The sequence below is a fragment of the Hamadaea tsunoensis DSM 44101 genome, from assembly GCF_000428945.1.
GTDB lineage: Bacteria > Actinomycetota > Actinomycetes > Mycobacteriales > Micromonosporaceae > Hamadaea > Hamadaea tsunoensis.
Map to the genome: position 1 here is coordinate 384,012 of NZ_AUAX01000006.1, position 11,991 is coordinate 396,002.

Here is an 11,991-nt window from a genome sequence, read left to right on the forward strand (position 1 = left end):
TTCACAACCGCTTGTCCAAGGGGCATATGGGGTAGCGATACTGGACGGGACCGGTACCCCACCTTCGAGGACTGGATCGTGGACATGAGCGCAGAGTTGCGTGGTTGGACCGTCGGCGTCATCGGGGCCGGCCGGGTCGGAGCGGTGCTGGGCGCGGCCCTCGCCGCCGCCGGGCACCACGTCGTCGCCGCCTCCGGCGTATCCGCGGCCGCCAAGCACCGGATCGCCACCCTTCTTCCGCAGGCCGAGAACATCCCCGCCGACCAGGTCGCGCGGGCCGCCGCGGATCTCCTGATCATCGCCGTGCCGGACGACGCGCTGGCCGCCGTGGTGGCCGGACTTGCCCAGGTCGGTGCCCTGCACCCCGGGCAGGTCGTCGCGCACACCTCGGGCGCGCACGGGCTGGCGGTGCTCGAACCGGCCCGCGCCGTCGGCGCCCGCCCGCTCGCGCTGCACCCCGCCATGACCTTCACCGGCACCGAGACCGATCTCGCCCGGCTCAAGGAAGGCATCTCGTTCGGCGTGACCGCGCCGCCGGATCTGGCCCTCATCGCCCACGATCTCGTGGACGACCTCGGCGGGCAGCTGGAGTGGATCGACGAGCCGGACCGGCCGCTGTATCACGCGGCCCTCGCGCACGGGGCGAACCACCTGGTCACGCTCGTGAACGAGGCCGCCGACATGCTCCGCGCGGCCGGCGTCACCCAGCCCGAGAAGGTGCTGGCCCCGCTGCTGCGGGCCGCCCTCGACAACGCCCTCGTCACCGGCGACGCCGCCCTCACCGGGCCGGTCTCGCGAGGCGACGCGGGCACGGTCGCCAAGCACGTCGCGGTCCTCGGCCGCGTCCAGCCGGACTCCGTGCCGGCGTACCTGGCGCTGGCCCGGCGCAGCGCCGACCGCGCGATCGCCGTCGGCCGGCTGCGGCCCACGGATGCCGAGTCGCTGCTCGATGTTCTCGCCGGCCGGCCGGAGACTGTTCACTCATGAGGATCGTGGACAACCGCGCCGACCTGGCCGCGGCGCGCTCGGCGGCGACCGGCCGGGTCGGCGTCGTCATGACCATGGGCGCGCTGCACGAAGGGCACGCCACGCTGCTGCGCGAGGCGCGTAAGAACGCCGACGTCGTGCTCGCGACGATCTTCGTGAACCCGTTGCAGTTCGGGCCGAACGAGGACTTCACCCGATATCCGCGTACGCTCGCCGCCGATCTCCAGGTCTGCGAGCGCGAGGGTGTGGACGTCGTCTTCACTCCCGACCCCGAGGTCATGTACCCGGGCGGCGAGCCCGGCGTCCGCGTCGACCCGGGTCCGCTCGGCGACCTGCTCGAAGGTGCCGTACGCCCCGGCCACTTCGCCGGCGTGCTGACCGTCGTGCACAAGCTGCTCTGCCTGACCGGCGCCGACGTCGCGTACTTCGGCGAGAAGGACTTCCAGCAGCTCACCCTGATCAAGGCGATGGTCCGCGACCTCGATCTCGACGTGGAGATCGTCGGCGTCCCGACCGTCCGCGAGCCTGACGGCCTGGCGCTGTCCAGCCGCAACCGCTACCTCGACGACGACCAGCGGGTGCTCGGGCTGCACCTGTCGGCGGCGCTGCGGGCCGGGCAGGCCGCCGCCGCCGAGGGCGCCGACGCACCGGCCGTGACGGCCGCCGCGAGCGCTGCTCTCGCCCCCGTCGAGGCCGACTACCTGGAACTGCGGTCGCCCGACCTCGGGCCGGCCCCGGCGGCGGGCGACGCCCGGCTGCTGATCGCCGCCCGGGTGGGTCCGACCCGCCTGATCGACAACGCTCCCGTCCGGCTTCTCGGCAAGGTGTGAACATGCTGCGTACGATGCTCAAGTCCAAGATCCACCGGGCCGTCGTGACCCAGGCCGACCTGCACTACGTCGGCTCCGTCACGATCGACGCGAACCTGCTCAAGGCGGCCGACCTGCTGCCCGGCGAGAAGGTCGCGATCGTCGACGTCACCAACGGCGCCCGCCTGGAGACCTACGTCATCGAGGGCGAGCCCGGTACCGGGATCATCGGGATCAACGGCGCCGCGGCCCACCTCGTGCACCCCGGCGACATCGTCATCCTCATCGCGTACGCGCAGATGGACGACGTGGAGGCGCGGGCGTACCAGCCGCGGATCGTGCACGTGAACGCCGACAACGAGATCATCGAGCTGGGCGACGACCCGGCCGAGGCGGTCCCGGGCATGGTCGGCGACCTCGTGTCCGGCCGGGTGTGAGCCTCAGATCCCCTGTTCGAGGACGCTCAGCGTCGTGTCGATGACCTCGGCGACGCTGAGCTCGGGCCGGTCCGACCAGTACTCGAAGACGCTGATCAGCGCGCCGATGAAGCCGCCGGTGGTGGCCAGCACCCGGATGTCGTTCGCCGGCAGCCCCAGCTGTTCGCCGATGAGCTCGGCGAACACCGTCTGCGTCTGGGAGAAGTTGTCCCACACCCGGGCGCGCAGGGCCGGCACCGAGTACATGAGGCGGGTACGCCAGCGGAACAGCTCCTGGTCGGCCGGTGAGATGTGGCCGAGCGTCTCGGCCACCACGAGCCGGGCCGTCGCGATCGGCGAGCGGCCGTCGCGCATGTGCTTGCGCCAGGACTCGACCATGATCGGGTCGTACTCGTCGCGGATGATCGTGTCTTCCTTGGTCGGGAAGTAGCGGAAGAACGTGGCCGGCGAGACCTCGGCCGCCGCCGCGATCTGGTCGACGGTCGTGGCCTCGTAGCCGTTCTCCTTGATCAGCCGGTACGCCGCCTCCTGGATCGCCTGGCGGGTCCTGGCCTTCTTGCGTTCACGCAGTCCCGGCGTACTCATGGGACGATTCTGCGCCATCACCGGCGGCCGCCGCGGGGTCGGGCGCATCCCGGCCGGGCAGGAAGAGCGCCGCGAGGACACCGCCCACCACGGTGAGCACCGCACTCGTCAGCAGTACGCGGTCCATCCCGGCCACGAAGGCGTGCACCGCATCGTCGGCCAGCCCAGGAATCCGCAGCGCGACCAGGATCGAGTCCTTCGCCGCCGCCGCCGGGGCAGCCAGCAGGCCGGCCGTGTCGAGGCGGTGGGCGTACACGCCGGACAGGACGCTGCCCAGCACCGCCACACCGAGCGCCCCGCCGACCTGCCGCATCGACTGCACCGCCGCCGAACCGACCCCGGTCTTGGCCGGGTGCAGCGTACGCAGCACGGCGTCCATGGCGGTCGGCAGCGACAGGCCGACTCCGATGCCGACGACCACGAACCAGAGCGCCGCCCACGCGTACGTGCTGGTGGTGGTCGTGACGGCGCCGAGGCCGAGGCCGGCCCCCATGACGACGAGCCCGGCGGCGACCAGCGACCGGTTGCCGAAGCGCGGGGCCAGCTTGGCCGCGATCCGAGCCGCGACCGCGAGCCCGGCGATCATCGGCAGCAGCCGTACGCCGACCGCCAGCGCGTCGTAGCCGAACCGGGCGAACAGGTACTGCGGCATGACGAACAGCAGGCCGAGCATGCCGAAGCTGGCGACGGTGCCGGAGATCGAGCCCCAGAGGAAGTTGCGGTCGGCGAACAGCCCGACGTCGAGCAGCGGATCGCGGACCCGGGTCTGCCAGTACGCGAACAGGCCGAGTGCGAGCAGCCCGCCGGCGACCCAGGGCAGGCTGTGCGTCCAGCCGTCGAGCGGGGCCTGGATGACGCCGTAGACGAAGGCACCCAGGCCGATCATGGAGAGCACCGCTCCGAGCAGGTCGACGCGTCCGGTCGAGGCGGCACGGGATTCGGGGACCAGCAGCACGCCCAGGATCACGGCGATGATCACGATGGGCACGTTGATCAGGAAGATCGAGCCCCACCAGAAGTGGTCGAGCAGGTAGCCGCCGAGGATCGGGCCGAGCGGCAGGCCGAGGGCGACGCAGACCGACCAGACCGCGATCGCCTTGGGCCGCTCGGCACGATCGAAGATCACCGGCAGGACGCCCATGGTCAGCGGCATGATCAGGGATCCGCCGAGGCCCATCACCGTACGCGCCGCGATGAGCTGGGCGACGTTGTCGGTCGTGGCGGCGAGGGCCGACCCGGCGCCGAACAGCACGAGCCCGATGAGCAGCCAGCGCTTGCGGCCGTAGCGGTCGCCCAGCAGCCCGGCCGGCAGCAGCGCGACCGCGAAGACCAGCATGTACGAGTCGACGATCCATTGGAGGTCGTCGGTGCCCGCGCCCAGGGCGGCCGACAGGTTGGGCAGCGCGACGTTGAGGATCGTCCCGTCGAGGCCGATGACCAGCACCGACAGTGCCAGGACGGCCAGGATCAGCCACCGCGCGCGTACGCGTTCGCCGTCCTTCGGGGGTGAAGTGAGAGTAGCCATGAATTGAGAGTAACTCTCAAAAGAGAGATCATGTCAAGGCGAGTCGGGTTCATGATGGTTGACCACATGCCGTAAGGTGGCCTGCCTAACACCCTTGGGGAGGGACCAGAATGCGGCGTTGGATCTCGGCCGCGGCGCTCTTGGGCGCCGTGGCGTTCGTGGCGGCGGGTTGCGGGCTGCCGGCCGGAGTCGACGGGAAACTCGCCGACGGCTGGGCACCGATCGCCGCGCCGCAGGGTTTCACCCCCGATGCCGGCACCTGCCACGCCTCGTTCGAAGAGACCGGCTACCTGAGCAGCTACAACCCGATCGACTGCGGCCAGTCGCACAAGACCGAGACGGTCTTCGTCGGGCAGCTCACCACCGCCTCCGTGCCGGCCGCGGGCAGCGCCGACCGGGTCAAGGCGTTCCAGGAGTGCCAGGGCAAGGTCAACGAGTTCCTCGGCGCCGAGTGGCACGACGGCCGGGTCTGGATCGGCCTCACCTTCCCCAGCGACGCGGCCTGGTCGGGCGGCGCGCACTGGTACCGCTGCGAGGTCTCGGAGCTCGAAGAGGTCTTCGGCGACGACGTCGCGCGGACCGGCAGCCTCAAGGGCGAGCTGGCCAAGCCCGGCTCCGCCGTGCACCTCGGCTGCTTCAACTACGCCAGCGGCGGCGACCTCAAGCCGATCGCCTGCGCCTCCAAGCACAACGCGGAGTACGTCGGCAGCATCGCGATCAGCTCGCAGGCCCAGTCGGCCAACCGCGACACGATGATCACCAACTGCCGCAAGCAGATCGCCGCGTACGCGAAGATGAAGTACTCGAGCGACATGCGCTACCGGGTAGGCGAATTCTGGGACCCGGTCTCGGTGACCGAGTTCAACGGCGGCGACCGTCGCGTACGCTGCTATGCCTGGTTCTCGCCGGACACGAAGACGAAGTCGATCAAGGGAGCCGGCGCGGGCGCGCTGCCGATCCACTACGCGTGATCGAGTCCGCGTGACGCCGCTAACGTTTCCGTAGTGGAAACATCCGCAAAACGGTTCACTGTCCATATGGAGTTAACTCAGGTCGGGCGGCCCACGCGGCTGCCCGCACCGGCACCGGGCTGGGTCGAACAGACCGACGTGCTCGTCGTCGGTTCCGGCGTCGCCGGTCTGACCACCGCGCTGCACCTGCGCGAGGCCGGGCTGCACGTCACCGTGGTGACCAAGGTCAACATCGATGACGGGTCGACGCGCTGGGCGCAGGGCGGCATCGCGGCCGTCCTCGATCCGTTCGACACGCCGCAGGCGCACGCCGAGGACACCAAGGTGGCCGGGGTCGGGATCTGCGACCCGGCCGCCGTGGACGTCCTCGTCACCGAGGGTCCCGAGCGCGTACGCGAGCTGATCCGCTGGGGCACGAACTTCGACCGCAACGCCGACGGCTCCTTGATGCTGACCCGGGAGGGCGGCCACCACGCCAACCGGATCGTCCACGCCGGCGGCGACGCGACCGGTGCCGAGGTGCAGCGGGCACTGCACACGGCGGTGCACCGCGATCCGTGGATCCGGCTGGTCGAGCACGCGCTCGTGCTGGACCTCCTGCGCGACGCCACCGGCCGGGCCTGCGGCATCACGCTGCACGTGCTCGGCGAGGGCCGGCCCGACGGCGTCGGCGCCATCCTCGCCCGTGCGGTCGTGCTGGCCACCGGCGGCATGGGCCAGATCTTCGCCTCCACCACGAACCCCGTCGTGTCGACCGGGGACGGCGTCGCGCTCGCGCTGCGCGCCGGTGCGACCGTCACCGACGTCGAGTTCGTCCAGTTCCACCCGACCGCCCTGTACCTGCGCAACACCGGGGCCGCCCAGCAACCGCTGGTCTCCGAGGCGCTGCGGGGCGAGGGCGCGTACCTGGTGGACGCGCACGGGACGCGGTTCATGGTCGGCCAGCACGAACTGGCCGAACTCGCGCCCCGCGACGTCGTCGCCAAGGGCATCCACCGGCAGCTGCTGGCCACCGGGGCCGAACACGTGTACCTGGACGCGCGGCACGTCGAGCGGGTGGCCGAGCGGTTCCCGACGATCACGGCGTACTGCCTGGCGGCCGGGGTGGACCCCGCGCACGACCTGATCCCCGTCTCACCGGCCGCGCACCATGCCAGCGGCGGGGTCCGGACCGACCTGTCCGGGCGCACCTCGATCCCCGGCCTGTACGCCTGCGGCGAGGTCGCCTGCACCGGCGTACACGGTGCCAACCGGCTGGCCTCGAACTCGCTGCTCGAAGGGCTGGTCTTCAGCCGGCGCATCGGCGCCGACATCGTCCGCGACCTGCCGGCGCAGGCCGATCCCGTGCTCCCCGAGGAGACCGGGACCGGGCCGCTCGCCGACGACGACCACGCCAAGGCGCGTTCCGACCTGCAGACCGCGATGACCCGGGGGGCCGGCATCCTGCGCAGCGCCGAGTCGCTCGCCCAGGCCGAGGCCACGCTCGACCGGCTGGCCGCCGTGCCGGCCGCCCGCGGCAACGCCGGCTGGGAGCTGACCAACCTGATCACCGTCGCCTCGGCCCTCGTCCGGGCGGCCACGGTGCGCGAGGAGACGCGCGGCTGCCACTGGCGCGAGGACTTCCCGGCCGCCGAGGACGCCTGGCGCGGACACCTGCTGGCCCGGCTCGACGCCGGAACCGTCACCGAGGACTGGGAGCCGCTGCCGTGAGGGAACAGACCGCCGCCGCCCTGCGCACCCAGGGGCTCGACCCCGCGGACGTGCAGCGGATCGTGCTGAACGCGCTGCTGGAGGACCTCGGTCCCGAGTGGATCGACGTCACCAGCGCGGCCACCATCCCGGCCGAGCAGTTCGACACCGCCGACATCGTCGCCCGCGCCCCGGGCGTCGTCGCCGGGCTCGCCGTCGCCGCCACCGTCTTCGAAGAGGTCGAGGCGCTGGACGACGGCTCCGGTACGCGTACGTCCGTCAAGCTTGTGAAGCACGACGGCGAGCGCGTGGTCCGCGGCGACGTGCTCGCCACGGTGAGCGGACCGACCCGGGTGCTGCTCATGGCCGAGCGCACCGCGCTCAACGTGCTGAGCCGGATGTCCGGCGTCGCCACCCACACGCGCGCGTGGGCCGACGAGCTGGAGGGCACCAAGGCCACCGTGCTCGACACCCGCAAGACGACCCCGGGCCTGCGCATCCTGGAGAAGTACGCGGTCCGCGCGGGCGGCGGCACGAACAAGCGCATGGGCCTCTACGACGTGGCCATGATCAAGGACAACCACAAGCTCGCGGCGGGCTCGATCACGAAGGCCTACCACCGTGTACGCGAGGCCTTCCCGGGCCTGACCGTGCAGGTGGAGGTGGAGGTGCTCGCGGAGGCCGTGGAAGCGGTCGAGGCCGGTGCGACGTTCCTGCTCTGCGACAACATGACGCCGGAGCAGCTTCGCGAGGTGGTGACGGCGGTGGGTGGCCGCGCCGAGCTGGAGGCGACCGGCAACCTGGTCCTCTCCGTGGCCCGCGCGTACGCCGAGACCGGCGTCGACTACCTCAGCGTCGGCGCGCTGACGCATTCCTCACCTATCGTGGACATCGCATTGGACCTGCGACCTCGGGGCTGACCGTGCTGCTCTGCATCGACATCGGCAACACCAACACCGTCCTGGCCACCTTCGAGGGCGAGAAGATCGTCCACTCGTGGCGGGTCAAGACCGACGCCCGCAACACCGCCGACGAGCTGGGCCTGATGTTCCGCGGCCTGCTGGCGGCGGACAACGTCGAGATCACCGGCGTGGCGGCCTGCTCCACCGTGCCGGCGTCCCTGCGCTCGCTGCGGACCATGCTCGGCCGGTACTACGGCGGCATCCCCACGGTCATCGTCGAGCCCGGCGTGAAGACCGGCGTGCAGCTCGCGATCGACAACCCCAAGGAGGTCGGGGCCGACCGCGTGGTGAACACGCTCGCCGCGTTCAGCCTCTTCGGCGGGCCGGCGATCGTGGTGGACTTCGGCACCTCCACCAACTTCGACGCCGTCAGCGCCCGGGGCGAGTTCCTGGGCGGCGTACTGGCGCCGGGGATCGAGATCTCGGTCGAGGCACTCGCCGCCCGGGCCGCCCAGCTGCGCAAGGTGGAGCTGGTCAAGCCGGCCCGGGTGATCGGCAAGAACACCGTCGAGTGCCTGCAGTCCGGGGTGGTGTACGGCTTCGCCGGCCAGGTGGACGGCATCGTCGAGCGCATGATCGAAGAACTGGGGCCGGTCACCGCGGTCATCGCCACCGGCGGACTGGCCCCGGTCGTCGTCGCCGAATGCCGCACGATCACGCATCACGAGCCGATGATCACGCTCATCGGATTGCGGATGATATTCGAGCGGAACATCTGAACTCGCAGGTTTTCCCGGCGTCCACATGCGCATACAGTGCGACGCCGGGAAGCCGCGGCGCGCGTACGCCATTCGGCGAAACGCATTGCACACCGTCTCGCGAGGCTCTCGATCCGTGTCCGCCCGTAGGGAATACCCAGGCGCGCGGTAGGGAATGCCGTTCCCATTCCCCGGGACGAGTCCCGGCCGCCGGATGCGTACTCGGCGAGGACCCGCGTACACCACTCGTATCGCCGGCGTCCCTTTTCGCGGCCCGTTTGCCGCCGCCCCGCCAGTACGCGTTCGGCAAACGGCGGCCGACCGGCACTCCGTCTTATTGCGCGGAACGAATGATCCGGCCGGCGGCCGCTGCGGCACGCGTACGCCGACACCGCGCGGGACAGTCCCGCCGGAGCACGGGACGCAGCGTCGGGAAGGCCGGCGACACGGTCCCCCACAAACTGGGAGAGCCTTGCGGGCTGCCGATGTGCCACCTTGCGCGAGCGTTCGAATACGGACTGCGTTGACGAGGGCCTCGGGAAGGGACGATGGCATTCGGCCGGCGACGAATTCATAAATTCATCCACTGCCCATTGGTCGCACTGCGTCCATTCTCGCTATGCTGCACTCGACACGTACAGGTAATGCGCCATGGATCGGCACACGCATCGGCACGCGGATCGCACGACGGCGGACACGGCGTCAGGCAAGGCGGCGGTCGCGTGACCGGTCGGATGGTTACAACGACGGAGGCAACTAATGGCGAGGCACCAGATCGTCGTCTACAAGGATGACCTCGACGGCACGGAAGAGGGCGTCCGCCCGGTCAAGTTCGGCTTCGACGGGGTGAGCTACGAAATCGACCTGGCCCCCGCGAACCATGCGAAGCTGAAGGAAATCCTGCAGCCGTACATCGAGGCGGGCACCAAGGTGAGCGGCCGGGCCGCCGCCACGCCCCGGATCGCGCCGGCCCGCCGGGCCGCGGCCGCGGCCGAGCAGAAGGAGTTCAACGCCCGCGTACGCGAGTGGGCGCCGGGCGCCGGCCACAAGGTCAAGCCGCGCGGCCGCGTACCGGAGAAGGTCATCGAGGCCTACCTCAAGTCCGGCGGCAAGTGAGCCGAGGCGCCGCGGGCGGGTGAGCAGCCTGGCGAGGTGCTCAGCCGTCGGCTCGGGGTCGGCTGGACGGCGGCTGGAGGGGAGCGGGGACGCGCAGGATTTCGCTGTCCGCGTACAAGAGCGGTTTCATGGAACACCTGCGTGTTGAGTGAGGTTGGCTCAATATGCCGGTGGCAACGGCGGCCAGGGGGCTGAATACCCCGATCTGGCCGCTTTGTCATAGACGGAAGGTGACCGGTCGTTTACGCAACGGTGACCTTTACGACGGCTCGCGGGCCCCGGTCATGTCGGTGGTCAGCGATAGAGTGATGAGAAAGCCGCGAAGCGCGGAAAACGTGAGGAGCTCGGAGATGTTTGAGCGGTTCACCGACCGAGCGCGTCGGGTGGTGGTCCTGGCCCAGGAAGAAGCCAGGATGCTCAACCACAACTACATCGGAACCGAGCACATCCTGCTCGGCCTGATCCACGAAGGTGAAGGCGTCGCGGCGAAGGCGCTGGAGAGTCTCGGCATCTCGCTGGAGGGCGTCCGCCAGCAGGTGGAGGAGATCATCGGCCAGGGCCAGCAGGCCCCCAGCGGTCACATCCCCTTCACCCCCAGGGCCAAGAAGGTGCTGGAGCTCAGCCTCCGCGAGGCACTGCAGCTCGGCCACAACTACATCGGCACCGAGCACATCCTGCTCGGGCTGATCCGTGAGGGCGAGGGCGTCGCCGCCCAGGTCCTGGTCAAGCTGGGTGCCGACCTCAACCGGGTCCGCCAGCAGGTGATCCAGCTGCTCTCCGGCTACCAGGGCAAGGAGCCGGCCGCCGCCGGCACCGGTGCCACCGGCGAGACCGCTCCGAGCACGAGCCTCGTGCTCGACCAGTTCGGTCGCAACCTGACCCAGTCGGCACGGGAGGGCAAGCTCGACCCCGTGATCGGCCGGGAGAAGGAGATCGAGCGGGTGATGCAGGTGCTCTCCCGCCGGACCAAGAACAACCCGGTCCTCATCGGCGAGCCGGGCGTCGGCAAGACGACCGTCGTCGAGGGCCTGGCCCAGAAGATCGTGAAGGGTGAGGTGCCCGAGACGCTCAAGGACAAGCAGCTCTACACGCTTGACCTGGGTGCCCTCGTGGCCGGCTCGCGCTACCGCGGTGACTTCGAGGAGCGCCTCAAGAAAGTGATCAAAGAGATCCGGACGCGCGGCGACATCATCCTCTTCATCGACGAGATCCACACTCTGGTCGGCGCGGGCGCCGCCGAGGGCGCGATCGACGCCGCGAACATCCTCAAGCCCATGCTGACCCGAGGAGAGCTGCAGACCATAGGCGCCACCACCCTGGACGAGTACCGCAAGCAACTCGAGAAGGACGCCGCCCTCGAACGACGCTTCCAACCCATACACGTCGACGAGCCCTCGGTCGACCACACGATAGACATGCTGAAGGGTCTGCGGGACCGCTACGAGGCGCACCACCGGGTGACGATCACCGACGCCGCTCTCGTCGCTGCCGCGAACCTGGCTGACCGGTACATTTCCGACCGTTACCTGCCGGACAAGGCGATCGACTTGATCGACGAGGCCGGTGCGCGGATGCGTATCCGCCGGATGACCGCGCCGCCGGATCTGCGTGACTTCGATGAGAAGATCGCTCAGGTTCGCCGGGACAAGGAGTCGGCGATCGACGCGCAGGACTTCGAGCGCGCCGCTCAGCTGCGGGACAAGGAGAAGCAGCTCCTGCAGCAGAAGGCGCAGCGGGAGAAGGAGTGGAAGGCCGGCGACCTCGACGTCGTGAGCGAGGTCGACGACGAGCAGATCGCCGAGGTGCTGGCGAACTGGACCGGTATCCCGGTGTACAAGCTCACCGAGGAGGAGACCGCCCGGCTGCTGCGGATGGAGGACGAGCTGCACAAGCGGGTCGTCGGGCAGATCGACGCGGTCAAGGCGGTGTCCAAGGCCATCCGGCGTACGCGGGCGGGTCTGAAGGATCCCAAGCGTCCGAGTGGTTCGTTCATCTTCGCCGGTCCTTCGGGTGTCGGTAAGACGGAGCTGAGCAAGGCCTTGGCGGAGTTCCTGTTCGGTAGTGAGGACGCGCTCATCCAGCTGGACATGTCCGAGTTCCACGACCGGTACACGGTTTCGCGTCTGGTCGGCGCGCCGCCCGGGTATGTCGGTTACGACGAGGGCGGTCAGCTGACGGAGAAGGTGCGCCGGCGGCCGTTCTCGGTGGTCCT

At 70.1% G+C, this 11,991-nt stretch carries 11 protein-coding genes; 9 read left to right on the top strand and 2 right to left on the bottom strand.

Annotated features, from left to right (window positions below):
* Window positions 1-84: 84 nt before the first annotated feature.
* Genes G401_RS0114215 through panD form a run of 3 tightly spaced genes read left to right on the top strand, consistent with a single transcriptional unit; the run spans window position 85 to window position 2,233 of the window.
* On the top strand, window positions 85-987 hold the full coding sequence (locus tag G401_RS0114215) for a Rossmann-like and DUF2520 domain-containing protein (RefSeq protein WP_051366632.1): 903 nt from the start codon (window positions 85-87) through the stop codon (window positions 985-987).
* Window positions 984-1,817: a pantoate--beta-alanine ligase gene (gene panC / locus G401_RS0114220; protein WP_027343024.1), complete on the top strand. Its 834-nt coding sequence runs from the start codon at window positions 984-986 to the stop codon at window positions 1,815-1,817. Before G401_RS0114215 ends, panC begins: the two co-directional genes overlap by 4 nt.
* Before the next feature lie 2 nt (window positions 1,818-1,819).
* On the top strand, window positions 1,820-2,233 hold the full coding sequence (panD, locus tag G401_RS0114225) for an aspartate 1-decarboxylase (protein WP_027343025.1): 414 nt from the start codon (window positions 1,820-1,822) through the stop codon (window positions 2,231-2,233).
* Between the two features lie 3 nt (window positions 2,234-2,236).
* On the opposite strand, the gene G401_RS0114230 is transcribed toward panD, so the two are convergent.
* Together G401_RS0114230 and G401_RS0114235 are read right to left on the bottom strand one after the other, a co-directional pair.
* Window positions 2,237-2,818 carry an acyl-CoA-like ligand-binding transcription factor gene (locus G401_RS0114230; protein ID WP_169734184.1) on the bottom strand — a complete coding sequence of 194 codons (582 nt, stop codon included), beginning with the start codon at window positions 2,816-2,818 and terminating at the stop codon, window positions 2,237-2,239.
* Window positions 2,796-4,343, bottom strand: a complete 1,548-nt coding sequence (locus G401_RS0114235; protein WP_051366633.1) for a DHA2 family efflux MFS transporter permease subunit — start codon at window positions 4,341-4,343, stop codon at window positions 2,796-2,798. The genes G401_RS0114230 and G401_RS0114235 overlap by 23 nt, the downstream gene beginning before the upstream one ends.
* A gap of 110 nt (window positions 4,344-4,453) precedes the next feature.
* On the opposite strand from G401_RS0114235, the gene G401_RS0114240 reads away from it, so the two are divergent.
* From G401_RS0114240 to G401_RS0114270, 6 genes are all read left to right on the top strand, one after another.
* Window positions 4,454-5,314, top strand: a complete 861-nt coding sequence (locus tag G401_RS0114240) for a septum formation family protein (protein WP_027343028.1) — start codon at window positions 4,454-4,456, stop codon at window positions 5,312-5,314.
* Window positions 5,315-5,380: 66 nt separating this feature from the next.
* Window positions 5,381-7,024 (top strand): L-aspartate oxidase, encoded by a 1,644-nt coding sequence (locus tag G401_RS0114245; RefSeq protein ID WP_027343029.1) that lies wholly within the window; start codon window positions 5,381-5,383, stop codon window positions 7,022-7,024.
* Complete coding sequence (gene nadC / locus G401_RS0114250) at window positions 7,021-7,923, top strand: carboxylating nicotinate-nucleotide diphosphorylase (RefSeq protein WP_027343030.1); 903 nt, start codon at window positions 7,021-7,023, stop codon at window positions 7,921-7,923. The genes G401_RS0114245 and nadC overlap by 4 nt, the downstream gene beginning before the upstream one ends.
* Window positions 7,924-7,925: 2 nt before the next feature.
* Window positions 7,926-8,684, top strand: coding sequence for a type III pantothenate kinase (locus G401_RS0114255; protein ID WP_027343031.1), 759 nt, complete (start codon window positions 7,926-7,928; stop codon window positions 8,682-8,684).
* A 738-nt stretch (window positions 8,685-9,422) separates the two neighbouring features.
* Window positions 9,423-9,779 (top strand): histone-like nucleoid-structuring protein Lsr2, encoded by a 357-nt coding sequence (locus G401_RS0114260; RefSeq protein ID WP_027343032.1) that lies wholly within the window; start codon window positions 9,423-9,425, stop codon window positions 9,777-9,779.
* 350 nt (window positions 9,780-10,129) lie between these two features.
* Window positions 10,130-11,991 (top strand): ATP-dependent Clp protease ATP-binding subunit (locus G401_RS0114270; protein ID WP_034591688.1); only part of this gene is annotated, 1,862 nt, incomplete at its 3' end.

Coding starts and splice junctions, on each gene's coding strand:
- G401_RS0114215 (WP_051366632.1), top strand. CDS start 85: ATGAGCGCAGAGTTGCGTGGTTGGACCGTCGGCGTCATCGGGGCCGGC.
- panC (WP_027343024.1), top strand. CDS start 984: ATGAGGATCGTGGACAACCGCGCCGACCTGGCCGCGGCGCGCTCGGCG.
- panD (WP_027343025.1), top strand. CDS start 1,820: ATGCTGCGTACGATGCTCAAGTCCAAGATCCACCGGGCCGTCGTGACC.
- G401_RS0114230 (WP_169734184.1), bottom strand. CDS start 2,818: ATGAGTACGCCGGGACTGCGTGAACGCAAGAAGGCCAGGACCCGCCAG.
- G401_RS0114235 (WP_051366633.1), bottom strand. CDS start 4,343: ATGGCTACTCTCACTTCACCCCCGAAGGACGGCGAACGCGTACGCGCG.
- G401_RS0114240 (WP_027343028.1), top strand. CDS start 4,454: ATGCGGCGTTGGATCTCGGCCGCGGCGCTCTTGGGCGCCGTGGCGTTC.
- G401_RS0114245 (WP_027343029.1), top strand. CDS start 5,381: ATGGAGTTAACTCAGGTCGGGCGGCCCACGCGGCTGCCCGCACCGGCA.
- G401_RS0114260 (WP_027343032.1), top strand. CDS start 9,423: ATGGCGAGGCACCAGATCGTCGTCTACAAGGATGACCTCGACGGCACG.